Source organism: Nonomuraea thailandensis, assembly GCF_024172165.1.
Lineage (GTDB): Bacteria > Actinomycetota > Actinomycetes > Streptosporangiales > Streptosporangiaceae > Nonomuraea > Nonomuraea thailandensis.
In genome coordinates, this window is record NZ_JAMZEB010000002.1 from 8,905,072 (window position 1) to 8,930,018 (window position 24,947).

At 70.7% G+C, this 24,947-nt stretch carries 21 protein-coding genes; 8 read left to right on the top strand and 13 right to left on the bottom strand.

Annotated features, from left to right (window positions below; genetic code table 11):
• Positions 1–32: 32 nt before the first annotated feature.
• Complete coding sequence (locus HD597_RS44685) at positions 33–488, bottom strand: hypothetical protein (protein ID WP_253752182.1); 456 nt, start codon at positions 486–488, stop codon at positions 33–35.
• Here HD597_RS44685 and HD597_RS44690 point away from each other — a divergent pair.
• On the top strand, positions 487–828 hold the full coding sequence (locus HD597_RS44690; protein ID WP_253752185.1) for a hypothetical protein: 342 nt from the start codon (positions 487–489) through the stop codon (positions 826–828). The genes HD597_RS44685 and HD597_RS44690 overlap by 2 nt on opposite strands.
• Positions 829–1,018: 190 nt before the next feature.
• On the opposite strand, the gene HD597_RS44695 is transcribed toward HD597_RS44690, so the two are convergent.
• Positions 1,019–3,718, bottom strand: a complete 2,700-nt coding sequence (locus tag HD597_RS44695) for a cellulose binding domain-containing protein (protein ID WP_253752188.1) — start codon at positions 3,716–3,718, stop codon at positions 1,019–1,021.
• A gap of 186 nt (positions 3,719–3,904) precedes the next feature.
• Here HD597_RS44695 and HD597_RS44700 point away from each other — a divergent pair, with 186 nt between their 5' ends.
• Positions 3,905–4,675 carry an SDR family NAD(P)-dependent oxidoreductase gene (locus HD597_RS44700; protein WP_253752191.1) on the top strand — a complete coding sequence of 257 codons (771 nt, stop codon included), beginning with the start codon at positions 3,905–3,907 and terminating at the stop codon, positions 4,673–4,675.
• On the opposite strand, the gene HD597_RS44705 is transcribed toward HD597_RS44700, so the two are convergent.
• From HD597_RS44705 to HD597_RS44730, 6 genes are all read right to left on the bottom strand, one after another.
• Positions 4,610–5,161 carry a DoxX family protein gene (locus tag HD597_RS44705; RefSeq protein WP_253752193.1) on the bottom strand — a complete coding sequence of 184 codons (552 nt, stop codon included), beginning with the start codon at positions 5,159–5,161 and terminating at the stop codon, positions 4,610–4,612. The genes HD597_RS44700 and HD597_RS44705 overlap by 66 nt on opposite strands.
• 71 nt (positions 5,162–5,232) lie before the next feature.
• Entirely contained in the window at positions 5,233–8,058 is a 2,826-nt protein-coding gene (locus tag HD597_RS44710) for a glycoside hydrolase family 3 protein (RefSeq protein WP_253752197.1), read from the bottom strand.
• Between the two features lie 68 nt (positions 8,059–8,126).
• Positions 8,127–8,948: a carbohydrate ABC transporter permease gene (locus HD597_RS44715; protein ID WP_253752200.1), complete on the bottom strand. Its 822-nt coding sequence runs from the start codon at positions 8,946–8,948 to the stop codon at positions 8,127–8,129.
• Complete coding sequence (locus HD597_RS44720) at positions 8,945–9,808, bottom strand: carbohydrate ABC transporter permease (RefSeq protein WP_253752203.1); 864 nt, start codon at positions 9,806–9,808, stop codon at positions 8,945–8,947. The genes HD597_RS44715 and HD597_RS44720 overlap by 4 nt, the downstream gene beginning before the upstream one ends.
• Positions 9,809–11,116: an ABC transporter substrate-binding protein gene (locus HD597_RS44725; protein ID WP_253752206.1), complete on the bottom strand. Its 1,308-nt coding sequence runs from the start codon at positions 11,114–11,116 to the stop codon at positions 9,809–9,811.
• Between the two features lie 17 nt (positions 11,117–11,133).
• A complete protein-coding gene (locus HD597_RS44730) occupies positions 11,134–13,419 on the bottom strand; it encodes a TIM-barrel domain-containing protein (RefSeq protein ID WP_253752209.1) in 2,286 nt (761 codons plus the stop codon).
• Positions 13,420–13,532: 113 nt separating this feature from the next.
• Here HD597_RS44730 and HD597_RS44735 point away from each other — a divergent pair, with 113 nt between their 5' ends.
• On the top strand, positions 13,533–14,126 hold the full coding sequence (locus HD597_RS44735) for a TIGR03086 family metal-binding protein (protein WP_253752212.1): 594 nt from the start codon (positions 13,533–13,535) through the stop codon (positions 14,124–14,126).
• On the opposite strand, the gene HD597_RS44740 is transcribed toward HD597_RS44735, so the two are convergent.
• Positions 14,123–15,511 (bottom strand): NAD(P)H-quinone dehydrogenase, encoded by a 1,389-nt coding sequence (locus tag HD597_RS44740; protein ID WP_253752215.1) that lies wholly within the window; start codon positions 15,509–15,511, stop codon positions 14,123–14,125. The genes HD597_RS44735 and HD597_RS44740 overlap by 4 nt on opposite strands.
• A gap of 293 nt (positions 15,512–15,804) precedes the next feature.
• On the opposite strand from HD597_RS44740, the gene HD597_RS44745 reads away from it, so the two are divergent.
• On the top strand, positions 15,805–16,296 hold the full coding sequence (locus tag HD597_RS44745) for a gamma-glutamylcyclotransferase family protein (protein WP_308210824.1): 492 nt from the start codon (positions 15,805–15,807) through the stop codon (positions 16,294–16,296).
• Here the strand turns inward: HD597_RS44745 and HD597_RS44750 are convergent.
• The gene (locus HD597_RS44750; protein ID WP_253752218.1) at positions 16,293–17,597 is read right to left on the bottom strand and encodes an MFS transporter; all 1,305 of its coding nucleotides are present in this window, start codon (positions 17,595–17,597) and stop codon (positions 16,293–16,295) included. The two genes, HD597_RS44745 and HD597_RS44750, sit on opposite strands and share 4 nt — an antisense overlap.
• A gap of 95 nt (positions 17,598–17,692) precedes the next feature.
• Here HD597_RS44750 and HD597_RS44755 point away from each other — a divergent pair, with 95 nt between their 5' ends.
• From HD597_RS44755 to HD597_RS44770, 4 genes are read left to right on the top strand one after another with little or no spacing between them, the layout of a single operon-like run.
• Entirely contained in the window at positions 17,693–18,688 is a 996-nt protein-coding gene (locus HD597_RS44755; RefSeq protein ID WP_253752221.1) for an Lrp/AsnC family transcriptional regulator, read from the top strand.
• Positions 18,685–19,989, top strand: a complete 1,305-nt coding sequence (locus tag HD597_RS44760; protein ID WP_253752224.1) for a M20/M25/M40 family metallo-hydrolase — start codon at positions 18,685–18,687, stop codon at positions 19,987–19,989. The genes HD597_RS44755 and HD597_RS44760 overlap by 4 nt, the downstream gene beginning before the upstream one ends.
• Before the next feature lie 3 nt (positions 19,990–19,992).
• Positions 19,993–20,808 (top strand): purine-nucleoside phosphorylase, encoded by an 816-nt coding sequence (locus HD597_RS44765; protein WP_253752226.1) that lies wholly within the window; start codon positions 19,993–19,995, stop codon positions 20,806–20,808.
• Positions 20,805–22,433, top strand: a complete 1,629-nt coding sequence (locus HD597_RS44770) for a phospho-sugar mutase (RefSeq protein WP_253752228.1) — start codon at positions 20,805–20,807, stop codon at positions 22,431–22,433. The genes HD597_RS44765 and HD597_RS44770 overlap by 4 nt, the downstream gene beginning before the upstream one ends.
• A gap of 97 nt (positions 22,434–22,530) precedes the next feature.
• On the opposite strand, the gene HD597_RS44775 is transcribed toward HD597_RS44770, so the two are convergent.
• The 3 genes from HD597_RS44775 to HD597_RS44785 are packed head-to-tail and all read right to left on the bottom strand — an operon-like array spanning position 22,531 to position 24,867.
• Positions 22,531–23,016, bottom strand: a complete 486-nt coding sequence (locus HD597_RS44775; protein ID WP_253752231.1) for a GyrI-like domain-containing protein — start codon at positions 23,014–23,016, stop codon at positions 22,531–22,533.
• Between the two features lie 10 nt (positions 23,017–23,026).
• Entirely contained in the window at positions 23,027–24,058 is a 1,032-nt protein-coding gene (locus HD597_RS44780) for an RNA polymerase subunit sigma-70 (protein ID WP_308210825.1), read from the bottom strand.
• Positions 24,052–24,867: a MerR family transcriptional regulator gene (locus tag HD597_RS44785; RefSeq protein WP_253752249.1), complete on the bottom strand. Its 816-nt coding sequence runs from the start codon at positions 24,865–24,867 to the stop codon at positions 24,052–24,054. The genes HD597_RS44780 and HD597_RS44785 overlap by 7 nt, the downstream gene beginning before the upstream one ends.
• Between the last annotated feature and the right edge of the window lie 80 nt (positions 24,868–24,947).

Here is a 24,947-nt window from a genome sequence, read left to right on the forward strand (position 1 = left end):
CAAGACCGCGGCGGCGCCCTGCGGCCCGCCTGTCAGGAGCGCAGCAGCTCGTAGGCCACGTACGCGGTGATCCCGTACGCCAGGTGCGGGACGGCGTCCGAGATCCAGGCCGAGGCCGGCCACTCGCGCGGGTTCGTGGTGCCGAGTGCCGTCAGCGGAGCGTTCGAGCCCGTCATGGCGAGAGCCGTCAGCGCCGACACCCCCACCGGCCACGGGAGGCTGCGGCCCGACGGGGTGAGCAGGCCGTAGCAGAGGGCCGCGCCCGCGCCCGTGGCGTAGCCGAGGAGTGAGCCGAGGGCCTCCTTGCGGTTCTCGGCCTGCTCGCCGTCCCCGAGGCTGACGTCCGTCAGGTCGGTCAGCTTCGCCACGGCTTGCTGCGGGGTGCTGCTGGCGCCGCGGGCCCGGATCGCCATGTCGAGATAGGTGGCGATGTTGAGCGCGCTGGTGCCTGCCGCACCCGCTATCAGGCTTTTGACGACTGTGTGCATGGGGGGCTGCTACCCGCGGAGCCGGGAGGAACACGACGCGGGCTCGTGTCAGCGCAGCGACGGCTCCATCGCCCTCACCTCCGCCACCGGCCTCACCGGACACGTCCTGGCCAAAGCCCCCAAGGGCATCAAGCACGGCAAGACCGTCGCCACCCTCGCCGACCAGGTCCTGCCCGCCCTGACCCAGTCCATCGACCTGCTCAAGCAGCAGGCCCCCGACGAGGCCGGCAACTTCCGCCGCACCGTCCTCACCACCGTCCAAGCCGCCCAGCAGGGCCAGACCAGCCCCACCACCACCGAAATGGCCCGCAAGATCACCGAAGCCCTCGACGCCGCCTGAGGAGAGCCTCACGTGGAGAGCCGCAGCGACAGGCGCGGCAGGCGCGCGTTCTCCGCGCCGAGCAGGAAGTCGGCCGATCGGATCAGCGCCTCCATCTCTGCGCGCACCTCCGGCGGGCAGGTCCGCCCTGACGCGGCTCCGGGCGTCGCGGCAGGGCGCCGCTCGCGATGCTGCGAGCGGCGCCCGATCCTTACGCCGGGGTGCAGGTGAGGGTGGTGGGCGGGGTGTTGGTGCCGGTGTAGGTGCCGTTGAAGCCGAACGACGTCGTGGCGCCGGCCGCCAGGTTGCCGTTGTAGCCGGCGTTCACGGCGGTGACGTTCGCGCCCGACTGTGTCTGGCCGGCGCTCCAGATCGTGGTGATCTTCTGGTCACCGGTCCAGGTCCAGGTCACCTTCCAGCCGGTGATGGCGGACGTGCCGGTGTTCTGGACGGAGACCTCGGCCTGGAAGCCGCCCGGCCAGGAGTTGCCCGGCTTGTAGGTGGCCGTGCAGCCGGTCGGGGTGACGGTGGGCGTGACGGTCGGGGTCACGGTGGGGGTGACGGTGGGGGTGACCGTGGGGGTGACGGTCGGCGTGACGGTCGGCGTGACGGTGGGGGTGACGGTGACGGGCGGGCCGGTGCGGTCGCCGTAGATGATGCCGCGGCCGTTGGTGCCCAGGTAGACGCGGCCGTACACGCGCGGGTCCCCGGTCAGGGCCTCGCCCATGTTGCCCCACTGGTGCTTGTCGTCGTTGATGCGCACCCAGGCGGACCCGCCGTCGTCGGAGCGGTACAGGCCGGTGGTGCCGTCGATCGTGGCGACCGCGTAGATCGCCAGGTACGTCCCGCCGGGCGCCGCCTTGCCGAAGCCGACGTTCACGGAGTTCGTGACGCCGGACACCTTGGTGAAGGAGGCGCCGCTGCTGGTCGAGTGCCACAGGCCGCCCTCGCCGGCCAGCCACAGGTCGCCCTCGATCCCGGGCACGGCCTTGAACTTGGTGGCCGTCGCGGGCAGGCCCGTGGCGGCGGTGGCGGTGAAGGTGGCGCCGCCGTTGGTGCTGACGTAGAGGCGCCCGCCGCTGAGGCCGTAGAACTTCATCGGGTTGACCCGGTCCGACTCCACGGTGGCCCCGGTGGGCAGGCCGGAGGCGGTCTGCCAGGAGTTGCCGTACCCGACGGAGTAGACGGGGGTGACGCCCTTGGGCGCCCAGACGAAGCGGGAGCCGTCGGCCGCCGCGGCGACCGTGCCGCCCTCGTTGACGCCGCCGGGCTCGCTGCCCTGGAACCAGTTCGCGCCGCCGTCGGTGGAGAAGGCCACGTGGCTGTCGTTCGGGCGGTCGGCGTCGGTGAAGTTGCCGGCCCTGACCATGATCGAGGGCGACTTCTCGGCGTAGTCGAGGCTGGTGGTGGAGGTGAAGTTCGGCTGGGTGAACATCATGGGCGGCACGGCGTCCAGGCTCGTGTGGCGGAAGCCGGCGATGTCGCCGAGGCCGCTGACCAGGGGCGCGCCGCTGGGCGGGCTGATCAGGTCGAGCACGGCGGTCTCCTCCAGCCCCTTGGCCATGGGCCTGATGGTGAACTGGCCGCCGGAGTCCCACAGCCCCAGGTCCTCGGTGCCGTAGATGGTGGCGCCGGTGCCGTACATCATCCGGTTGGAGTCGAACGGGTCGATCTCCAGCGACTCGGTCATCCAGCCGAGCTTGGGGGTGACCTCGGGCGGTTGCGGGTTGGTGCCGAAGGTCAGCCACGGGTTGGCGGAGACGTCCATCTTGTAGCGGAAGGAGCGGTTGGGGTAGGAGGTCCAGTCCCACACGCGGGTCCACGTCGCGCCGGAGTCGGTGGAGCGGAAGAAGATGACGTCCGGCCACCAGGAGATCTGCGTCGCCACCATGATCGTGGCCGGGTCCTGCCGGTCGATGGTCAGGCCGCTGTAGCCGAAGTAGTCGTCGGCGCTGGAGGACGGGACGGGGCTGATCTGGGTCCAGGCGCCGGTGGCGGTGGCGTAGCGCCACACGTCGCCCTTGGCCCCGTCGTACGGCCCGCCGGTGTCGCTGGTGGCGAGGTAGAGGTAGCCGTTGACGGTGTCCAGCACGCCCTTGTGCGCGATGTAGCCGGTGGGCTGCCCGGCCAGCCGGGACCAGGTGGCGCCGCCGTCGGTGGTGCGGTAGACGGTGTTCTCCTTGTCGGCGACGCCGACGTAGATCGTCCTGGTGGCGCTGCCCGCGGTGGACGAGCGCTTGTCGTAGGTCACCCAGACGACGCCGGGCCGGTGGCTGAGGTAGCCGTTGGGGTCGCCGGGGTCCTGGGCGTAGTTGCCGGCGTTGGGGAAGCTCGTCACCTTCGACCAGGTGGCGCCGTAGTCGGCGCTGCGCCACAGGCCGTTGCCGTTGGGCGCGCCGAAGTAGAGGACGCGGTTGTCGTTGGGGTCCACCGAGAGGGCCTCGCCCATGCCGCGGCCCGGCATGTTGCCGCCCAGCTTGAACGGCAGCGCCGTGACCTGCCAGGTGTCGCCCTTGTCGGTCGAGCGCAGGATGGCGCCGTTGTTCGGGTCCCAGGAGTTGGTGTACATGCCGACGGCGGCGTACACCCGGTTCGTCTGGACGGGGTCGGTGGCCATGCTGATCACGCCGTTGTAGCCCCATCTGTCCCAGCCGACCCAGTCGAGGAGCGGGGTCCAGGACTTGGTGGACTGGTTCCACCGGTACGCGCCGCCGATGTCGGTGCGGGCGTAGACGAGGTTGCGTTCCGTCGGGTTGAAGATGATCCCGGGCACGAACCCGCCGCCGTCGATGCGCACGTTCTTGTACGCGTACGGGTCCGCGGCGACCGCCGAGACCGGCGACATCCGCACCACGGCCGCCACGAGCAGGACGGCGGCGGTCGCGAGCATGACGAATAATCTCTTTCGCATGCGCGGCTCTTCCTTTCCAGGCACGCCGAGAGGCGCCCCAAAGGCGTCAGATGACCGCCATGCACGAGCAGAGTGCACCGACCCTGACCGTCGCCGCGCCTTCGCGCATGAGCTTTCACACAGCAGGCTCACACACACGCGCAATACTGGTCAATAGTTTGGACAGGCAACCAATTAAGGGGCATCATGACGGGCTTTCCCGAGTACCGGGTGGACGGGAGGATCGCGCTGGTCACGGGCGCGGCGCGGGGCCTCGGCCGGGCGATCTCGCTGGCGCTGGCCGACGCCGGAGCCGACGTCGCGCTGGGCCTGCGGGACGCGGCGGCGGACGGCGGGCTGTCGGAGGAGATCGAGCGGCTGGGGCGCGCCGCGCTGCCGCTGCAGATGGACATGACCGTCCCCGGCCAGATCTCCGCGGCGGTCCAGCGGACGCTGGACCGGTTCGGCCGGATCGACATCCTGGTCAACAACGCGGGCATCGCGCCCGGCAACCCGGCCGAGGACGTCACGGAGGAGGACTTCGACCGGACCCTCCAGGTGAACCTGAAGGGCACCTTCCTGGCCAGCCAGGCGGCGGGCCGGGCGATGATCGGGCAGGGCCACGGCCGGATCGTGAACGTCGGCTCACAGGCGGGCGAGGTGGCGCTGCCCGGCGAGTCGGTCTACTGCATGACCAAGGCGGCCATCGCCCATCTCACCCGCTGCCTGGCCGTCGAGTGGGGGCCGCACGGCATCACCGTGAACAACGTGGCCCCCACCTTCATCCGCACCCCGGGCACCGAACCGGCCCTCTCGGACCCGGCGTTCGAGGCCGACGTGATCGAGCGGATCGCGGCGCTGCACCGCATCGGCGAGCCGATGGACGTCGCGGGCGCCGTGCTCTTCCTGGCCTCACCGGCCGCCGCGCTGGTCACTGGGCACACGCTGGTGATCGACGGCGGCTGGACGGTCCGCTGAGACGAGCCCCGCCGAAGGGCGGCCGGCCGATCGCGTGAAGAGCCCCGCGCCCCAGAGCGCGATGCCGATGTAGAGGACCTGCTCGGGGACCCGCTGCCACAGCGGCGACCCGACGTCCTCCAGCCCGAGCTCGGCCGCGTTGACGTTGGCCGGCAGCAGCGCGACGAACAGCAGGGCCAGGCAGATCCCGGCGGCCTTGCGGGTGGGCTCCAGCACCAGCCCGACGGCTCCGGCCAGCTCCAGCACGCCGCTCAGGTACACCATGAGGCCCGGGAACGGCACGAATGACGGCACCATGGCCACCATGTCGTCGTAGTTCGGCATGAACGTCACGTCGCCGGGGACGAAGTGGGCGCTCGCGGTCATGACGAGCATGACCGCGAGGCCGTGGGCGGCGCTGATGCGCCACGTACGGAACCGGCGCACGCCGAGCGCCCCGAGCAGCCGGAACACCACCGTGGCGACCAGCAGAACGATCACAGTCATGGAGAGCCTCCGTTGGATAGCTGTACTGCCTAGTTATTAGATAACACAGCTATCCAACGAAGGCAAGGCCGTCACCTGGCGAAGGCGAAGCCCTTGATCCGCAGGTTGCCCTTGAACACCAGGTACACGCTCCCGGCGCCCGCCTTCACCGCGGCGTTCACCGTCCCGTACTGGTAGATCCCGCCGGTGGCGGGCACCTGCACGGTCGCGAGCAGCGTGCCGGTCGGCGAGCCGCGCCGCACCTCGAACGAGCCGCCGCTCGCCGAGGCCACCGAGGCGGTCAGCCGCGAGCCCCAGGAAGCGCCGGTGAAGGAGACCCAGTCGCCCGCCGAGCCCTCGACGACCTCGCCGCCCGCCTTGCTCTCGTCGGCGAAGGCGACGCCCGAGTAGTCGTCGAAGTCCATCGCCCGGGTCGTCCTGGCCAGGTCGCGCACGGGAACGGTCTCGCCGGACACGCGCAGCGTCGTGGACTGGCGGATCCGGTCGGAGGCGGAGCCGACGAGGATGTCGTGGGTGGCGTTCTCGACGGTCCACTTGTTCCTGGTGTGGTCCCAGACGGCCAGGTCCGACTTCTTCAGGGGGAAGGTGACCGTACGGGACTGGCCCGGGTTCAGCGAGACCCGCTGGAAGCCGCGCAGCTGCTTGACGGGCTGCTCGAAGCGGGAGTCGCGCTGGTGGGTGTAGAGCTGGACGACCTCGTCGCCCTTCGCCTGGCCGGTGTTGGTGACCTTCACGCTGACGCGGTCGCCCTGCACGCGCAGGCCCTGGTAGGAGAAGGTGGTGTAGCTCAGGCCGTGACCGAAGGCGTAGAGCGGCTTGTCGTCGCCGTACAGGTACGTCATCCCGGTCTTGGTCAGGTCGTAGTCCAGGAGGCTCGGCAGCTCGTCGGTCGCCGGCCAGGTCTGGGTGAGCCGGCCGGCCGGGTTGACGTCGCCGAAGAGCACGTCGGCGACGGCGTGCCCAGTCTCCGCGCCCGCGTGCGTGGTCCACAGCAGCGTCGGCGCGTCCACGATGACGGGATAGCTGGTCTCCAGGACGACGACCGTGCGGGGGTTGGCCTTGCGCACGGCCTCGATCAGCCGCCGCTGGCCCTCGCCGAGCTGCAGGTTGTCGCGGTCGTGGAACTCGCGCCCGGCCACGAACGGGTGGCTGCCCACCACCACGACCGCCACCTCGGCCTCGGCCGCCTGCGCGGCGGCCGCGGCGACGCCGTCGGAGACGACCTCCTTGGCGAACTTCGCCGCCTGCGCCTTGGGCACCAGGCCGAGCGTGCCTTCGGCGGTGATCCCGACGTACGCGTCGGGCAGGGCGAACCAGCTCTCGACGGTCTCGAACCCGGCATAGCGGATGAGGTGGCTGCCGTCCGGCTGCTTCTCCAGCGCGAACTGCTGGGAGACGTACCAGCCGTCGGGCTCGGCGTCGTCGGTGTCGAGCGAGCGCCAGTCGCCGCCGAGCAGCCGGCCGTTGCCCGCGTTGCGCAGCGTGGACACGCCACCGGTCCAGTCGGTGAGGTCCCACTGCGAGGCCGCGGTGGGCGCGGTGTCGGTGAGCGTGGCGTTGTCGTTCGGGCCCGTGCCGGTGGCGGTGACGTACCTGCCGGAGTCGAGGTGCTTGAGCGCGACGCGCTCCAGCCCCTCGCCGGTGGCGACGTCGGAGACCCGCTCCTTGATCCCGTCCAGCGGTGTCACCTGGTACGGCAGCTGCCCCGAGTACCAGTCACGGTAGAGCCTGTCCGCGAGAGGGCCGACCACGGCCGCGGACTTCGGCCGCGCCAGCGGCAGCACGCCGGAGTTCTTCAGCAGCACCGCCGCCTTCCCGGCCGTCTCGCGGTTGAGCTGCTGGTGCGCCGCACTGTTGATCACATCAGCGGTGATCTTCTTGTACGGCCCGCCGTCCGGGTCGAAGTGCCCCAGCCGCGTACGGATCGACAACACGCTGCGCACCGACTTGTCCACGTCCGCCACGGTGAGGCGGCCCTGGTCGAGCGCGGCCTTGAGGTTCGTGACCATCACGCTGATGTCGCTGTTGTCGATGGTGAAGCTGTCGAGCCCGGCCTTCAGCACCGCGGCGAACGCCTCGGGCTTGTTGTCGTAGTACTTCTCCAGGTCGGTCAGCGCGTGCGGCCCCCAGGCGTCGCTGGGGTTGTAGAGCGTCTTGTCGGTCCACGACCGCACCACGTCGTTCAGGTCGGGGTTGACGTGGTTGGGCCGCCCGTTGACCAGGTTGTACGAGGCCATCACGCCGGTCGCGGCGTCGGCCGAGATCGCCGCCTTGAACGCCGGCTCGTAGTACTCGTGCTTCAGCTTGGGCGTCAGGTTGGAGGAGGTCAGGCTGCGGTTGGTCTCGTTGTTGTAGGCCAGGTAGTGCTTCAGCACGGGCGCGGTCTTGAGGTAGAAGGGGTCGTCGCCCTGCAGGCCCTTGCCGTACGCGGTCGAGATGGCCCCGGTCAGCAGCGGGTCCTCGGAGTAGCCCTCCTCGTTGCGGCCCGCCCGCGGGTCACGCAGCAGGTCCACCACCGGCGCCCACACCTGCAGGCCCCACAGCACGGGGTCGGCGGCGTTGTAGCCGCGGGTCTCGTCACCCACGGCCGAGCCGACCTTCTTGATCAGCTCGGTGTCCCACGTGCTGGCCAGCCCCACGGCCTGCGGGAAGACGGTGCCGGTGGCGAACTTCTGGTTCCAGTTGTCGTTGAGGTGGTTGGACCAGGCGACGCCGTGCAGGGCCTCGGTGCCGTTCTTGTGGTAGGCGATGCCCAGGCGCGGGATCGCGGGCTGCGACTGGTGCAGCAGGCTCAGCTTCTCGTCCAGCGTGAGCCGGCCGAGCAGGTCGCTCACCCGCTGCTCCAGCGGCAGGGCCGGGTTCTGGAACGGGTACGCCTCAGCGTGCGCGGGGGGCACGGCGAGCAGGGAAGCAGTGAGGGCTAAAGCCGCTAATAGCGGGATTTTTCGCATTAAGAGGTTCTCCATCACTTGATGGCGCCGACCGTCACACCACGGGTCAGCGTGCGCTGGAAGATCAGGAAGAAGGCGACCGCCGGGACGATGCCGAGCAGGGCCGAGGCGCTGGACATGGTGGCGTCCATGTACCTCTGGCCCTGCAGCACGCCGAGCGCGACGGGCACCGTCTGCGTGTCGTTCGAGATCAGGAAGATCAGCGGAAGGAAGAACTCGTTCCAGGTCCAGATGAAGAAGAAGATCAGCAGTACGTTGATCGTGGGCCGGCTGATCGGCACCACGATCCGCCACAACGAGCGCAGCCGCCCGGCCCCGTCGATCGCCGCCGCCTCCAGGATCTCCCTCGGGAACTGGCCCAGCACCGCGCTCAGCAGGTACGTGCCGAACGCCGCCTGGATCGCGGTCATCACGATGATCACCGCGAGCTGGGTGTCGTACAGATCGACGGCCTTGGCCAGGTAGTACAGCGGATAGGCCAGGGCCTCCTGCGGCAGCGTGTTGGCCACCAGGAACAGCACGAGGATCCACAGCCGCCCCTTCACCCTGCCGATGCCCAGCGCGTACGCGTTGAGCACCGACAGCACGACCGCCAGCACCGACACGGACGCGCTGATGACGAGGCTGTTCCAGAGCTTGGTGCCGAACTCCACCCGGTTCCAGAAGTCGACGATCCCCTGCAGGTAGAGCCCGTCGGGCAGGCTCAGCGGCCCCTGCGAGCTGTACTCCGCCGGCGACTTGACCGCGTTCATCGCCACGATCAGGAACGGGAAGATCATCACGACGGCCAGCACGACCAGCGCGAACAGCACCGCCCAGCGTCCCGGGCCCCTCATGACTCACGCTCCTGCACGCGCAGGAACAGGAACGTCACCACGATGATGATCAACGCCAGCACCGTGGCGATCGCGGACCCGTACCCGACGTTGCTCTTCTGGAAGAAGCTCAGGTACGAGAAGTACGACGGCACCATCGTCGCGTTGCCGGGCCCTCCGCGGGTCAGCACGAAGATCGGCCCGAACACCTTCAACGCGGCGATCGTGCACGTCAGCAGCACCACGAAGATCTCCGGCCGGATCTGCGGGATCGTGATGTGCCAGAACTTGCGCCACCACGAGGCGCCGTCGATCTCGGCGGCCTCGTAGTAGGACGGGTCCACTCGCTGCAACCCGGCCATGAAGATCACGACCGGGTAGCCGAGCTGGAACCAGACCATGACGCCCATGACGGTGGCCAGCGCCAGGTCGGGATCGCCGAGCCAGTCGAGGTCCAGCCCGAAGATCTGGTTGACGGCGCCGTACGACGGGTGCAGCATCCACCCCCACACCACGCCGGCCACCGCCACCGGCAGCACCTGCGGCAGGTAGTACATCGCGCGCAGCGCCGAGGCCGTGCGCGTGCCGAAGCGCTTGCCGATGTAGTCGAACAGCGCGGCAGCCAGCACGAGGCCGATCATGGTCGGCACGACGGCCATGGCCACGATCAGCCCCACGTTGTGCTGGAACGACTCCCAGAACCGCTCGTCCGCCAGCAGCCTGGTGTAGTTGTCGAACCCGATCCACCTCGGCGTGCCCACCCCCGACCAGCGGGTGAAGCTGGCGCCGACGTTCATCAGGAACGGCACGACGATGACGGCCAGGAACAGCAGCAGGCTGGGGATCAGGTAGAGCCAGTATCCCCTCGTACGATCCCTCATCTAGTTACCAAGGTCGGCGAGGTTGTCCTCGTACGGCTTGGCGAGCTCGTCCAGCACCTGGGCCGAGGTCTTGCTGCCGTTGATGAGCTCCTGCACCCCGGCGACCATCACGTCGTAGTAGCCGGGCGCGGGCCAGTCGGGGTAGAAGGCCAGGCCGTCGGCGGCGGTGAGCTTGTTGAAGCTCTCGATGAGCTCCTTGCTCTTGGCGTCGGTGATCGCGGCCGGGTCTGCGGCCACGGGGACACCGCCGGAGTTGCCGAGCAGGTTCTGGATGTCCTTGCTCATCGTGATGTCGATGAAGTCGTAGGCCAGGTCCTTGTTCTCCGACTTCTCGGGCACGACCCAGAGGTTGCCGCTCGATCCGGGCGACATCGTGGCGCCGGGGAACAGGAAGTGGCCCCACTCGAAGTCCTTGATCTCGGAGGCGAAGCGGCCGTACCACCAGCTTCCGCTGATCACGATGGGGAACTTGCCGTTCATGAACGCCACGCCCATGTCCTCGGCCTTGATCCCGGCCGAGTTCTTGGCGATGTAGCCCTTCTTCACCCAGTCGGCGAACGTGTCGGCCCCGTAGGTGAACTCGGGGCCGCGGAAGTCCACCTTGCCCTTGTAGGACTGGAACGCATCCAGCCACGGCTTCTGCGCCTTGGTCAGCGCGAGCTGGTAGAAGATCTGCTGCGCCGGGTACTCGGCGCCGGCGTTGGCGATGGGCGTCACGCCGGCCTTGACGAACGTGTCGAGCGCGGCCGTGAACTCCTCGAACGTGGCCGGCACGGCGACCTTGTGCTTGTCGAAGAGCTCCTTGTTGTAGTAGACCATCACGAACTCGCCGTAGTTCGGCACGCCGAACCACTTGCCCGTGCCCATCACGCCGCGGTCGTCGTACTTGGCGGTGGTCTGCAGGCCGCCGGGCAGCAGCTTGTCCCAGCCGCGCTTGGCCGCCTCCTCGCTCAGGTCGGCGAGCAGGCCCTGCTTGGACAGCAGCCCGGCCGTGGCGTTGCCCTTGTTGTACTCCATGATGTCGGGCGCCTCGTCGGAGTTCAGCACCATGCTGGCCGTCTTCTGGATCTGTTCGAAGCCCTTCTCCTCGAACTTGACGGTCACGTTCGGGTGCGACGCCTCGAATTTCTTGATCGCCTCGGCCCACGCCTTGCCCATGGCGCTGTCGGCGGTCTCGTAGTGCCACAGTTTCAGCACGCGCGGCTCGGTGCCCGCCGGGCTGGGAGTGCCCGAGTCTCCTCCCGAGCCGCACGCCGACAGGGCGAGCGCGGCGGCGGCGAGCACCGCGGCGCCTCTCAATCTGACCATGATCCCTCCAGGGGGTGTTACGAGATGACGGCCCGGACGGGAGCTCCGGCCACCGGGGCGATCTCGACCCCGGTGACGCGCTTCGGGCCGGTGACGGCGACACGCAGCTCCTCGCCGTCCCTGGTGGCGACGGCGACCGTCACGCCGTCCGCGTCGTGTATTTCGGTTGTCCCGTCGCCGCCCCCGAAGGCGACGAGGGCGATCTCGGCCGGCACGTCCACCGTGTCCTGCTGCTCCTGGACGGGGATGAGCGCGCCGTGCCGGACGAAGAGGGGGATCTGGTCGAGCGGCTTGCCGACCGTGACGTAACGGGCGCCCTCCAGCACCTCGTTCGTCCAGTAGTCCACCCAAAGGCCGCGCGGCAGGTACACCCGGCGGGTGCCCTCCGGCGCGGTCATGGGGGCGACGAGCAGGTCGTGGCCGAGCAGGTACTGCAGGTCGGCCTGCCAGGCCACCGGGTCGTCCGGGAAGTCGACGCACAGCGCCCGCATCATCGGCGCGCCGGTGCGGGCGGCCTCGACGGCGGCCGAGTAGAGGTAGGGCATCAGCCGGTAGCGCAGCCTGAGCGCGGCCACGGCCTCGGCCTCGACCTCGGGGAACTCCCACGGCTCCCTGGTCGTGGTGCCGTGCAGCCTCAGCAGCGGGGACAGCGCGCCGAACTGGCTCCAGCGCACGTACAGGTCGTCCGTGGGCCGCCCGGTGAAGCCGCCGGCGTCGTGGCTCCAGAACGGCACGCCGGACAGGCCGTGCGCGAGCCCGCCCCTGATCGTGCTGCCCATGGCGGCGTAGCTGGTGTAGGTGTCGCCGCCCCACTGGGCGCTGTGGCGCTGCCCGCCCAGGTACGACGAGCGCGCCCACACCAGGTCGTGCCCGTTGACCTCGCGGGTGACGGCGGCGACCACGTCGTTGAACAGCAGCGTGTAGACGTTGTGCAGGTCGGCGCCGGTCATCCCGTTGAAGGCCACGGCGTCGCTCGGCACGCCCTCGGCGAAGTCGGTCTTGAAGACGGCCACGCCCTGGCGCAGCAGCGGGCGCAGCAGGCCCTGGAACCACTCGACGGCGGCCGGGTTGGTGAAGTCGACGATCCCGCAGGCGGGGAACGAGCCGTGCCAGCAGTCGGCGACGTACGCCTGACCCGCCTGGTCCTTCAGGAAATATCCGGCCTCGGCGGCCTCGTGGAACGCCGGGCTGAGGTGGGAGACGTAGGGGTTCATCCACAGACAGACCTTGAACCCCATCCCGTCCAGCTCGGCCAGCATGCCGTCCGGGTCGGGGAAGTTCACCGCGTCCCACTTCAGCTCCGACCAGTGCCCGTCGGCCTGCCAGTACGTGTCCAGGTGCAGCACGTCGCACGGGATGCCGCGCTCCCTGATCGTGCGCGCCCTGGCCAGCACCCGCTCCTGGCTGTCCACGCAGAACCCGGAGGAGATCCACGTGCCGAACGCCCACTTCGGCGGCAGCGAGGGCCGGCAGGTCAGCAGGTCGTAACGGTCCAGGATCTCGGGCGGCGTCGGCCCGGCCAGCACGTAGTAGTCGAGCACGTCGTCGGGCACCACGATCTGCACCACGCTGTGCGTGGACTGGCACACGTCGAACTCGGTGGGCGCGCCGCTGTCCACGAGCACGCCGTAACCCCTGCTCGACAGGTAGAGCGGCACGTTCTTGTACGCCCGCTGCGACTCGGCCCCGAAGGCGTCGAAGTTCCACATGACCGGGCGCTGGCCGCGCTTGTCCAGCCGGGTGAACGACTCGCCGAACCCGGAGAACGCCTCGTCGGGCGCGGCGGCGAAGCTCTCGTGATAGGCCACGGGCGTACCGGCGGAGCTGGAGCGCCCGAACGGCAGCGTACGCAGCCGGCCGCTGATGTCGATGTGGCCGCGATCCTGCTCGACCAGCGTCCGCCCCGCCGCGTCGGTGAAACGCAGATGCCAGGGGTGCAGGCTGATCTCGGCGCGCAGCGCGCCGGCGTCGATCACGATCGGCGCGCCCGGTGCCGCCTCGACACGTGCCCCTGAGTACGTGCCGGGCGACACCAGGCCGATGGCCCGCTCGGAGCGCGGCCTGGCGGTCGCGTCCTCCGACAGCCGGACCCTGATGACTCCCTCGCCCGCCACGCCCACCTGCACGACCAGCGTCTCCTCCGCCGCGGTGACCGCCTTCAGCAGCACCTCGGCGCCGTCGGCCGCGACCAGCTCGGCGGAGGTGAGCGCTGACAGGCCGCCCTCGCCCCGCTCACGGACCGGCAACTCGGGCGGGTCGGCGACGAAGTACTCGTGCGCGACCAGCGGCGGGCGATAGGGCATGGAGGCTCCTTCGGAACGGCTGCGCCAACTCGTGAATTAGTTTGCTGTCCATACCAACAAACGTCAACGGGGTTACCATGCTCTGACGACCCGCGTAAGGGAGGACGGCCCGAATGAACGAGATCGCCGAGCGCTACCGCAGGCGCGCCGCCGCGTTCGAGGACAAGATCGCCGCCGTGCGGCCCGAGCAGTGGGCGGACCCGTCGCCGTGCGCGAGGTGGACCGCCCGTGACGTCGTCAGGCACATCGTCGACATGCACGACGTGATGCTGCGCCCGCTGGGCCTGGCCCTCAGCCCGGCCCCGTCGGTGGACGACGACCCGCTCGCCGCCTTCCGCGCCGCCCGCGCGGACGTCCAGGCGATCCTCGACGACCCCGCCCGCGCGGGACAGCAGTGCGACACCCCCGCCGGACGCGTCACGGCGGAGCGGAACATCGATCAGGTGATCAGCGACGACCTGCCGCTGCACGGCTGGGACCTGGCCCGCGCCACCTCCCAGGACGACACGATCCATCCCGAGGACGTCGAGCGCGGCTGGGCGGCCATGGGCGCGCTGCCGCCCGGCCTGCTGGAGAAGTTCAGGACGCCGGGCGCGTTCGCACCCGGCGTGGAGGTGTTCGGCCCCGAGGTGAAGGTCGGCGCGGACGCCTCACCCCAGGACAGGCTGCTCGCCTTCATCGGGCGAGACCCCGGATGGAAGGCCTAGATGGACACCCCGGGCTGCATGAGCCGCCGCGCCGCCTCCGTGATCGACCCCGACAGCGACGGGTAGACCGCGAACGTGTGCGCGAGCTGATCGACGGTCAGCCGCTGCTGCACCGCCACCGACACGGCGAGGATGAGCTCGGAGGCGCGCGGCGCCACCACCACGCCACCCAGCACGATCCCGGTGTGCGGGCGGCAGAACAGCTTCACGAAGCCGTCGTTGAACCCCTGCATCTTGGCCCGCGCGTTGGTGGCCAGCGGCAGCTTGACCACGTTCGCCTCGATCTCGCCGGCCTCGATGGCCCGCTGGGCGACGCCGACGGCCGCGATCTCGGGGTCGGTGAAGATGTTGGAGGACACCGTGGCCAGCCGCAGCGGCTGCACGGCCTCGCCCATCGCGTGCCACACCGCGATCCGGCCCTGCATGGCGGCGACCGAGGCCAGCATCAGCACGCCCGTGCAGTCGCCGGCCGCGTACACGCCGGGTGCCGACGTGCGCGACACCTTGTCGACCTTGACGAACCCGCCCCGGTCGAGCTGCACCCCGGCCTCCTCCAGCCCGATGCCGGAGGTGTTGGGGATCATGCCGACCGTCATCAGCGCGTGCGAGCCCTCGGCCGTGCGCCCGTCCTCCAGCGTCACGACCACCCCGTCGGGCGTGCGCTTGACGGACGAGGCCCGCGAGCGGCCCATGACGTTCATCCCGCGCCGCCGGTAGACCTCCTCCAGCACCTCGGCGCCGTCGGCGTCCTCGTTGGGCATCATCCGGTCCCGGCTGGACACCAGCGTGACCTCGGCCCCGAGCGACCGGTAGGCGCCCGCGAACTCCGCCCCCGTCACCCCCGAGCCGACCACGATCAGGTGCTCGGGCAGCTCCTCCAGGTCGTAGAGCTGCCGCCAGGTGAGGATGCGCTCCCCGTCGGGCTCGGCCCCCGGCAGCACCCGCGGCGTCGCCCCGGTCGCCACCAGCACCACGTCGGCCCTGATCGTCCGGTCGCCGGCCTTGACCACCTGCGGATCCACCAGCCGCCCGCGCGCCTTGATGATCTCCACGCCCTCGGCCTCGACCCGCGTCGCGATGTCGGCCGACTGCGCCTGCGCCAGCTCCTTGACCCGCTTGTTGACCAGCGGCAGATCGACCCCCACCACGCCGGCGTCGCCGTCGGGCCCGCCGGAGAACGACACGCCCAGGGAGGGCGCGTCGAGCAGCGCCTGCTTGCGCACGGAGGTCGCGATCAGCGTCTTGGACGGCACGCAGTCGGTCAGCACGCACGCGCCACCCGGGCCGTCCTGCTCGACCATCGTGACTTGCGCGCCTAGCTGAGCGGCCACCAGCGCCGCCTCGTAGCCGCCTGGTCCGCCACCGATGATCACGATCCTCGTCACGTATCCATTCTCCCGCACCAGCCAGACGAAGCGACAACGGGGCCGTGATCACAGCGCATCCATCTGGATGGACGAGGGATGGACAGGTGCGGCACGCCCTCCGACCAAGGCGCCCCACCAGCACACACGGCCGACGCCCCGCCTTCGATCCCGCACGTGTACTTCTGGGACTGAGCGACGAGAACTGACACGACCTCCCGCCGCCCGATGCGATGGACCGGCGCGGCTCCCAAGCGTGGCAGGATGGCGCGGGTAGCGGGATGACGAGTGGCACCCGGCGGGAGGGGTGGATCGTGGCATGGCCTTCGGACCGTTCGGGCAAGCCGAGTGATCTCAGACTGTACGGCGCGTACGGCACCAACATGGATCCCGAGCAGATGGCGATGCGTGCCCCCCACTCACCGGTCTGGGGTGTGGGATGGCTGCCCGGCTGGCGCCTGACGTTCGGCGGCATGGACCTCGCCTGGGAGGGCGCGATCGCCACGATCGTCGAGGACCCTGACGAGCACGTGTTCGTGGTGCTCTACGACGTGCCCGACTGGGAGGAGACCTCGCTCGACCAGTGGGAGGGCGCCGTGCGCGGCGCGTACCACAAGGTGCGTCTCCGGGTGCAGACCCTCGACGGCGAGGTGGTGGCCTGGTTCTACGTGCTCGACGGCTACGAGGGCGGCCTGCCCTCGGCCCGCTACCTGGGCAGCCTGGCCGAGGCGGCCGAGCGCGCGGGCGCCCCCGACGACTACGTCAAGGAGTTGCGGGAGCGCCCCTGCACCTCGTTCGGGGGTTAGCGCAGCGGCTGGTCCTTGGTCTCCTTCAGGACGAAGAGGTAGACCAGCGTCGAGATCAGCGCCAGTGCCGACATGTACCACGGGAAGAGCCCCGGGTTCTTCGCCTCCTGCAGCGCCGTGCCGATCAGCGGCGCGGTGCCGCCGAAGAGAGCCACGGTCAGCGAGTACGGGAACCCGGCCCCCGCCGCCCGCACCCGGGTCGGGAAGAGCTCGGAGTTCACCGCGGCCGAGATCGAGGTGAAGCAGCCGAGGAAGACCATGCCGACGAGCTGCACGACCAGCAGGCTCCCGTAGGAGTCGGTGAGCAGGCCGAGCAGCGGCACGGGCAGGATGAGGAACCCGAGGCCGAACGTGATCAGCATCGGCCTGCGCCCCACCCGGTCCGACAGCATGCCGAGCAGCGGCTGCAGGATCATGAAGAAGACCAGCGAGATCGTGCCGATCTGCAGCGAGTCCGCCTTGTCGAAGCCCACGGTGATCTGCGCGTACGTGGGCAGGAAACTGGTCCACGTGTAGTACGCGACGGTGCCGGCGATGGTGATGCCCACGATGGTGGCCGCCGAGCGCGGGTGGTGCTTGAGGAAGTCGAACAGCTTGGGCCGCTCGGCCTCGCCCCGCCGGATCTCCTCCGCCACGGCCGAGGTCTCGTCGGCGCCCTTGCGGATCCACAGGCCGACCAGGCTCAGCACGGCGCCCACGAAGAACGGGACGCGCCAGCCCCAGGAGTTCATGTCGGCCTCGACGAGGCTGGTGGCCAGCAGCGCCGCCAGGCCGGAGGCGATGAGCTGGCCGATGGTGGTGCTGACGTACTGGAAGCTGGAGAACAGGCCGCGGCGGCCGTGCGGGGCCGACTCCACGAGGAACGTGGTGGCGGCGGCGAACTCGCCGCCCACCGACAGGCCCTGGATGAGCCTGGCCAGGGTGAGGATGATCGGCGCGAGCAGCCCGACGGTCGCGTACGTGGGGGTCAGGCCGACGAGCAGCGAGCCGGCGCCCATCAGCACGATGGTGAACGTCATGGCGTTCTTGCGGCCGTACCTGTCGGCGAAGGCGCCGACGAGCAGGCCGCCGAGCGGGCGCATGAAGAAGCCCACGGCGAAGACGGCGAACGAGCTCAGCAGCGGCACGAGGCTGTTGGCCGAGCCCTTCGGGAAGACCTGTTCGGAGAAGTAGACAGCCAGGAAGGTGTAGGCGTACCAGTCGTACCACTCGACGACGTTGCCGATGCTGGCCGCCATGAGCTGGCGGACGCGGCTCTTGGGGATGCCGAGTGGTGATGGCGCGAGGGGGGAGGTCGCCACGTGGGCTCCTTTGCTGACAAGTGCGGTAATGGCCTACTGTGCATTCGGGCGACCGAAACAGTCAAATATTCCTTGAAATATTTAACTTCCCGACAATGAAACGGGTGCAGGTGGACGTTCTCGACCGGCGGCTCGTGGCCGCGCTGCAAGTCAGCCCCCGCGCGTCGTGGGGTGAGATCGGGCGCGCCGTGGGCGAGCACGAGCGCACGGTCGCCCGGCGGCTGCAGCGGCTGATCACCGACGGCGTGGTCCGGGTCACGGCCATCTACGACGACCTGCGCACCGGGCACGGGCGGCCGGTGCACCTGCACGTCCAGGTGCGGCCGGGCACGGCGGCGCAGGTGGCCAAGGCGCTGGCCGACCGGCCCGACACGCGCTCGGTCTACTCGCTGACCGGGGCCGCCGACCTCGGCTGCGAGCTGGTCTCGCCGTCCAGGGAGGACCTGCACCGCATCCTGTCCTCGCAGGTCTCCGACATCGACGGCGTGCTGCAGACGCAGACCCAGGTCGTGCTGCACACGTTCAGGACCGTCGCCGAGTGGCACGCCCCCTACCTGACCGAGCCGGAGGTGGCCGAGCTGCGGCCGGGCCCGCCCGCCGAGTCCCTGCCCGACGAGGAGGGGCTGTCGCCCCTGGAGCAGGAGATAGCCGACCTGCTCACCGCCGACGGCCGCATCGCGTTCACCGCCGTCGCCGAGCGGCTCGACATCTCCGTGCCGACCGCGCGCAGGCGGGTCACCTCGCTGATCGAGCGGCGGTTGCTGCTGCCCAGGGCCGAGGTGGAGCCGGCGCTGCTCGGCCTGGAGGTGGAGGCCATGCTCTGGCTGAAGGTCCGCCCCCACGGGCTCGACCTGGTCGGCCAGGAACTGGCCGCGCACCCCAGCGTCCGTTACTGCGCCGCCACCACGGGCACGCATTCCCTCATCGTGCAGGTCGTGGCGGCGCACGAGGCGGCGCTCTACCGTTTCATGACCGGCGTCGTCGGCCGGTACGACGAGATCACCGACGTCGACCTCACGCTCATCACCCGCGCCTACAAGCGCGGCCACCTCCACAAGTCCGGACTGCTCACACTGGAGAGAACACCATGACCCCTGCTGAGAAGGAAGTCGCCGACCTGTGCGTGGAGCTGATCCGCGTCGACAGCAGCAACTACGGCGACGGCAGCGGCCCCGGCGAGCGCGCCGCCGCCGAGGTCGTCATGTCCAGGCTGGCCGAGGTCGGGATCGAGGCCACCTACGTCGAGAGCGAGCCGGGCCGCGGCAACGTGATCACCCGGATCGAGGGCACCGACCCGTCGCTGCCCGCCCTGCTCGTCCACGGCCACCTGGACGTCGTGCCGGCCAACGCCGCCGACTGGTCGGTCGACCCCTTCGCGGGCGAGGTGCGCGACGGCTACATCTGGGGCCGCGGCGCCGTGGACATGAAGGACATGGACGCGATGATGCTGGCCGTGCTGCGCCAGATCAAGCGCGAGGGCCGCAGGCCGCGCCGTGACCTCGTCTTCGCCTGGGTGGCCGACGAGGAGGCCGGCGGCGTGTACGGCGCCAAGTACCTCACCGCCCACCACCCCGAGCTGTTCGAGGGCGTGACCGAGGCGATCAGCGAGGTCGGCGGCTACTCCCTGGAGGTGGACCCGTCGCTGCGGCTCTACCTCATCGAGACGGCCCAGAAGGGCCTGGCCTGGATGAAGCTGATCGCCGACGGCACGGCGGGCCACGGCTCGATGCTGAACGACGACAACGCCGTCACCGAGGTCGCCAAGGCCGTGGCCAGGATCGGCGGCCACGATTGGCCGCTCACCTACACGCCGACGGTCCGCCGCTTCCTCACCGAGGTCGCGGACGCGTTCGGGATCCCGTTCGACGAGGAGAACCCGCAGCCGATCCTGGACAGGATCGGGCCGCTGGTGCGCTTCGTGGGCGCGACGCTGCGCCACACCACCAACCCGACCCAGCTCGGCGCCGGCTACAAGTCGAACGTCATCCCCGGCCAGGCCACGGCCGTGGTGGACGGGCGGTTCCTGCCGGGGTTCGAGGAGGAGTTCTTCAAGACGGTGGACGGGCTGCTCGGGCCGAAGGTGCGGCGCGAGTTCATCCACCACGACATCGCGCTGGAGACCACGTTCGACGGGGCGCTGGTGGAGTCGATGATCGCGGCGCTGAAGGAGGAGGACCCGGCCGCGCGGGCGATCCCGTACTGCATGTCGGGCGGCACCGACAACAAGACGTTCTTCGCCGACCTCGGAGTGCGCGGGTTCGGGTTCGTGCCGCTGCGGCTGCCGGCCGACATGGACTTCGCGGCGATGTTCCACGGCGTGGACGAGCGGGTGCCGGTGGACGCGCTGCAGTTCGGGGTGCGGGTTCTGGACAGGCTGCTCCTAAACTACTGAGGTGTGACCAAAGACGCATACACCCTGGCCAGCGAGGCCGCGGCGGCGCTGCGCAGCGCCGCCGGCCTCGACACCTCCGACGCCGGCTTTGACACTGCCCTCGTCATGGGGTCGGGGTGGGTGCCCGCCGCCGACGCGATCGGTGAGACGGTACGCGAGATCCCGTTCACGGACCTGCCCGGCTTCCGGGCGCCCGCCGTGGCGGGCCACGGCGGGAAGATCCGCGTCGTCCGCACCCCGTCAGGGCGGCACGCGCTGATCTTCCTCGGCCGCACCCATCTGTACGAGGGGCTCGGCGTGGACGCGGTGGCGCACGGCGTACGCACGGCGGCGGCGGCAGGCGTACGCACGCTCGTGCTCACCAACGCCGCCGGCGGCCTGCGGCCCGAGACGCAGAACGTCGGCGACCCCGTCCTGATCAGCGACCACATCAACCTGACCGGGGCCAACCCGATCACCGGCACCACGTTCATCGACCTCACCGAGGTCTACTCGCGCCGCCTGCGCGCGCTGGTCCGCGAGATCGACCCGACCCTGGCCGAGGGCGTCTACGTCGCCTTCCGCGGCCCCACGTACGAGACGCCCGCCGAGATCCGCATGCTGCGCACGCTGGGCGGCGACATGGTCGGCATGTCCACCGTCCTGGAGGCCATCGCCGCCCGCGAGGCCGGCCTGGAGGTGCTCGGCATCTCGCTGGTCACCAACCCCGGGGCGGGCCTGTCCGGCGAGCCGCTCGACCACGAGGAGGTCCTGGAGGTGGGCCGCGCCACGGCCGCGCGCATGGGCGTGCTGCTGTCCAAGGTGGTGGACCGGCTGTGACCCTCCTGGAGACGGCCCGCGCCTGGCTGGCGCAGGACCCCGACCCCGACACCCGGGCCGAGCTGTCCGCCCTGGTCGACGCCGGAGACCTGCCCGCCCTGGAGGAGCGCTTCGGCGCCAAGCTGGAGTTCGGCACCGCGGGCCTGCGCGGCGAGCTGGGCGCCGGCCCCAACCGGATGAACCGCGTCACCGTCATGCGCGCCGCCGCCGGCCTGGCCGCGGTGCTCGGGCCGGGCAAGCACGTGGTCATCGGCTACGACGCGCGGCACAAGTCCGACGTGTTCGCCCGCGACACCGCGGCCGTGCTGACGGGCGCCGGCCTGCACGCCTCGCTGCTGCCGTGCCCGCTGCCCACGCCCGTGCTGGCCTTCGCCGTCCGCCACCTCGGCGCCGACGCGGGCGTGACGGTCACCGCCAGCCACAACCCGCCGCGCGACAACGGCTACAAGGTCTACTGGGGCGACGGCTCCCAGATCACGCCGCCGGTCGACGGCGAGATCTCGGCCGCCATCGACGCCGTCGGCCGCGTGGACGAGCTGCCGCTGAACGGCCCCGGCACGCTGACCGAGCTGGGCGAGGGCATCGTCGACGACTACCTCTCCGCCGTGACCGCCCTGCCGCTCGGCGAGGCCCGGGGCCTGCGCGTGGCGTACACGCCGTTGCACGGGGTCGGCGCGGCCACCCTCACCGACGCCTTCCTGCGCGCCGGCTTCGAGAGCCCGATGGCGGTCGAGGAGCAGCGCAACCCCGACCCCGACTTCCCGACGGTGGCCTTCCCCAACCCGGAGGAGCCGGGCGCGATGGACCTGGCCGTCGCCCTGGCCGCCAAGCTGGACGCCGACCTGGTGCTGGCCAACGACCCCGACGCCGACAGGTGCGCGGTGGGCGTGCCGCTGCCCGGGGGCGGCGTACGGATGCTGAGCGGCGACGAGGTCGGCGGGCTGCTGGCCGAGCACGTCATCACGCACACCACCGGCGACCGCATGGTGGCCACCACCATCGTCTCCTCCTCGCTGCTGGGCAAGCTCGCCCGCGAGCACGGGGTGCGCTACGGCGAGACGCTCACCGGCTTCAAGTGGATCATCAAGGCGGGCCCCGGCCTGGTCTTCGGCTACGAGGAGGCCCTCGGTTACAGCATCGGCTCCGACGACGGGCTGCCGGTCAGGGACAAGGACGGCATCGGCGCGGCCCTGACGGTGGCGGCCATCGCGGCGGCGGCCAAGCGCGACGGCCGCACGCTGCTCGACCTCCTCGACGACCAGGCCCGCCGCTACGGCCTGCACGCGACGGCGCAGCTCTCGTTCCGCGTGGCCGACCTCTCGCTGATCGCCGCCGCCATGACCCGCCTGCGCGCCGACCGCACGCCGGCGCTGGGCGGCCTGGCGGTGGAGCGGGTGGACGACCTGGCGCGCGGCGACGGCGGCCTGCCGCCCACCGACGGCCTGCGCTACCGCCTCTCGGACGACGCCCGCGTGGTGGTCCGCCCGTCGGGGACAGAGCCCAAGCTGAAGTGCTACCTGGAGGTCGTCGTCCCCGTCGCGGGCACCCCGGCGCAGGCCAGGGCGGTGGCCGAGCAGCGGCTCGACGCCCTGAGGTCGGACCTCGCCCTCCGGCTGGGTCTGTGAGCGTGACCGTGGCGACCGGCACCTCGCCCCGGAGCACCTGCTGACCCTCTGGCGCTGACCCTCTGGCGCTGAGCCTCCGCCCAGCGCCAGAGGACGGTCACGCCAGGCGGAACTGCAGGTCGGTGTCCCAGTTGTGCGGGTCGGGCTCCACCCGCGGGTCCGTCTGGAACAGCTCCAGGCGGCACCCCCAGTGCTCAGCCCCGTCCTTCTCCGCCATGTCCCACGTCAGCCCCTGCTCCTCGCCCCACTTCAGCAGCGACTCGATGACGCCGAAGAGCTGGTCGGGATGGCCGTGGTGGGTGACTGTGGCATAACGCCCGGCGGGCAGGACGGCGGCGAACAGGTCGCCCTCGCTCTCCAGCGGCGCGGACACCGGCACCCCCGCCTGCACCACCAGCCGGTCGGCCGCCATGTCGATGCTCTCGTAGCGCAGGAACGGCGCCCCCGCCGGGTGCGCGCCGCGTTCGGCCAGCCAGCCGATGATCTCCCCGATGCGGTCCGCGACCAGCCCGAAGGTGGTCATGGTGATGGTGCGGCGCACCCCGATGTACGGGCGCTCGGGGAACTCGATGATCTGTGGCATGTTTCCTCCTTCACCCCTCAGTACGGTGCGCGGCCTCGAAACTCATCGGCAGCCCGAAGAGCGGGAACAGCCCGGGGTCGAGGTACGTGGTCTCGCCCGCGATCAGCCCGCCGGAGACCTCCAGCACGACCAGGGCGAACGCCGCCCCGTTCGCGTCGTACTGGCCGAAGGCGGGGCAGCCGTTGGCCCGCGCCGGGATCAGGCGGGAGCCCTCGCACGGCGCGCCGGAGGCGAGCAGGATCGCGCGGACGGCCTCCCGGCCCCGCAGCCACCAGGTGAACGGCGGCATGGACGTCGTCGCGTCCTCGTGCAGCAGCGAGACGAGCGTGTCCACGTCGTAGCGCTCGAACGCCGTCACGTACCGGGCCAGCAGTTCCTCGTCCACGTCGGCGTCGAGCGGCGCCACGGCGGGGAGCCTGGCCTTGGCGCGCTGGAGTGCGCTGTTGACGGAGGTGACCGTGGTGGCCAGCAGGGCGGCCGTCTCGGCGGCGCTCCACTTGAGCACGTCGCGCAGGATGAGCACCGCCCGCTGGCGGGGCGGCAGGTGCTGCAGGGCCGCCACGAACGCCAGCCGCACCGTCTCGCGCGTGACGGCCAGGTCGGCGGGGTCGAGGACGCGGGCGTCGGGGACGGGCTGGACCCAGCGGCTCTCCGGCAGCGGCTCGCCCAGGGCGGCCCCGGGGGTGGCGGCGGGGCCCAGGTCCATGGCGCGGGCGCGGCGCTGCGGGCCTCTGAGCATGTCGAGGCAGACGTTCGTGGCCAGGTGGAACAGCCAGGAGCGCAGCGGGCCGCGCGCGGGGTCGTAGGTCCGCCACGCCCGGACGAACGCCTCCTGCACGGCGTCCTCGGCCTCGAAGCCGGAGCCGAGCATGCGGTAGCAGTAGCCGGCCAGCTCGGCGCGGTGCCGCTCCAGGTCCTGCTCCAGACCCGCGAGCCCCGCGTCCCGGCGCTCCAGGTCCGGCTGCAGGCCCGCGAGTCCCGCGTCCCGGCGCTCCAGGTCCGCGGGTTCCGGGTCCTGATGGTCCAGGTCCGGGCTCAGCACGGAATCACCTCGATCTGCAGCTCTGTCACCCACTCGTCCCTGTCGCAGGGTACGTGCAGGCTGATCTCCCTCGCCAGGTCACGGGAGCGGTAGCCGTTCTCCTCGATCCAGTGCGCCAGCGTCTGGAACGTCGACCACGCCGCCTCCATCGCCCCGTGGTGGATGATCGTGGCGGCCGTCCCGATGGCCGGCAGGTCCACCACGTCGAAGCCGTACGGGCCGGGCGGCACGTTCACCGGCAGGCAGGCGTGCACCATGACCGAGCCGTCGTCCTCCTGCGCGTAGTGGGCGATGCCGGGACCGGCGGTCCGGACGCAGGCGCTCTCCAGCCGCCGGCACAGCTCGTCGAACAGCGGCGTGATGACCGGCCCGATGTGCTCCGGCTCGTAGCCGGCCGCCCTGGCGGCGAGCCGGGCGACCCGCGTGCGGGGCACGCTCTTGAGCAGGACCTCCGCCGGGCGCATCTGCCCCTCGGTCTCGATCGTCCGCAGCCGTGCCTCGACGTTGCGCAGCCTGGCCAGGTCGGCGCTGATCCTGGCCTCCAGCTCGGCACGGCGCAGGCGCACCATGCCGTGCAGCTCCTCCACGCCGACCTTCTCGTCGAGGATGGCCCTGACCTGCTCCAGCGTGAAGCCGAGATCCTTGATCGCGACGATCCTGTTGAGCCTGGCGAGCTGGCCGGCCTGGTAGGACCGGTAACCGGAGACGGGGTCCACGTGCGCGGGCCGCAGCAGGCCGATGGCGTCGTAGTGGCGGAGCATGCGTACGGACACCAGCCCCAGCCTGGCGAACTCTCCGATGCTGAACATGTCCTCTCCAGGTGTAGGGGCTGACACGGTGTCAGAGTCAACTATGGCCAATTCCCACGCGCTGGGGTAGCGTTCTGGAC

Bases quoted from the DNA above. Each gene is read 5' to 3' on its own strand.
- HD597_RS44690 (WP_253752185.1), top strand. From the start codon at position 487: ATGGGGGGCTGCTACCCGCGGAGCCGGGAGGAACACGACGCGGGCTCG.
- HD597_RS44685 (WP_253752182.1), bottom strand. From the start codon at position 488: ATGCACACAGTCGTCAAAAGCCTGATAGCGGGTGCGGCAGGCACCAGC.
- HD597_RS44695 (WP_253752188.1), bottom strand. From the start codon at position 3,718: ATGCGAAAGAGATTATTCGTCATGCTCGCGACCGCCGCCGTCCTGCTC.
- HD597_RS44700 (WP_253752191.1), top strand. From the start codon at position 3,905: ATGACGGGCTTTCCCGAGTACCGGGTGGACGGGAGGATCGCGCTGGTC.
- HD597_RS44705 (WP_253752193.1), bottom strand. From the start codon at position 5,161: ATGACTGTGATCGTTCTGCTGGTCGCCACGGTGGTGTTCCGGCTGCTC.
- HD597_RS44715 (WP_253752200.1), bottom strand. From the start codon at position 8,948: ATGAGGGGCCCGGGACGCTGGGCGGTGCTGTTCGCGCTGGTCGTGCTG.
- HD597_RS44720 (WP_253752203.1), bottom strand. From the start codon at position 9,808: ATGAGGGATCGTACGAGGGGATACTGGCTCTACCTGATCCCCAGCCTG.
- HD597_RS44725 (WP_253752206.1), bottom strand. From the start codon at position 11,116: ATGGTCAGATTGAGAGGCGCCGCGGTGCTCGCCGCCGCCGCGCTCGCC.
- HD597_RS44730 (WP_253752209.1), bottom strand. From the start codon at position 13,419: ATGCCCTATCGCCCGCCGCTGGTCGCGCACGAGTACTTCGTCGCCGAC.
- HD597_RS44735 (WP_253752212.1), top strand. From the start codon at position 13,533: ATGAACGAGATCGCCGAGCGCTACCGCAGGCGCGCCGCCGCGTTCGAG.
- HD597_RS44755 (WP_253752221.1), top strand. From the start codon at position 17,693: ATGAAACGGGTGCAGGTGGACGTTCTCGACCGGCGGCTCGTGGCCGCG.
- HD597_RS44760 (WP_253752224.1), top strand. From the start codon at position 18,685: ATGACCCCTGCTGAGAAGGAAGTCGCCGACCTGTGCGTGGAGCTGATC.
- HD597_RS44775 (WP_253752231.1), bottom strand. From the start codon at position 23,016: ATGCCACAGATCATCGAGTTCCCCGAGCGCCCGTACATCGGGGTGCGC.
- HD597_RS44785 (WP_253752249.1), bottom strand. From the start codon at position 24,867: ATGTTCAGCATCGGAGAGTTCGCCAGGCTGGGGCTGGTGTCCGTACGC.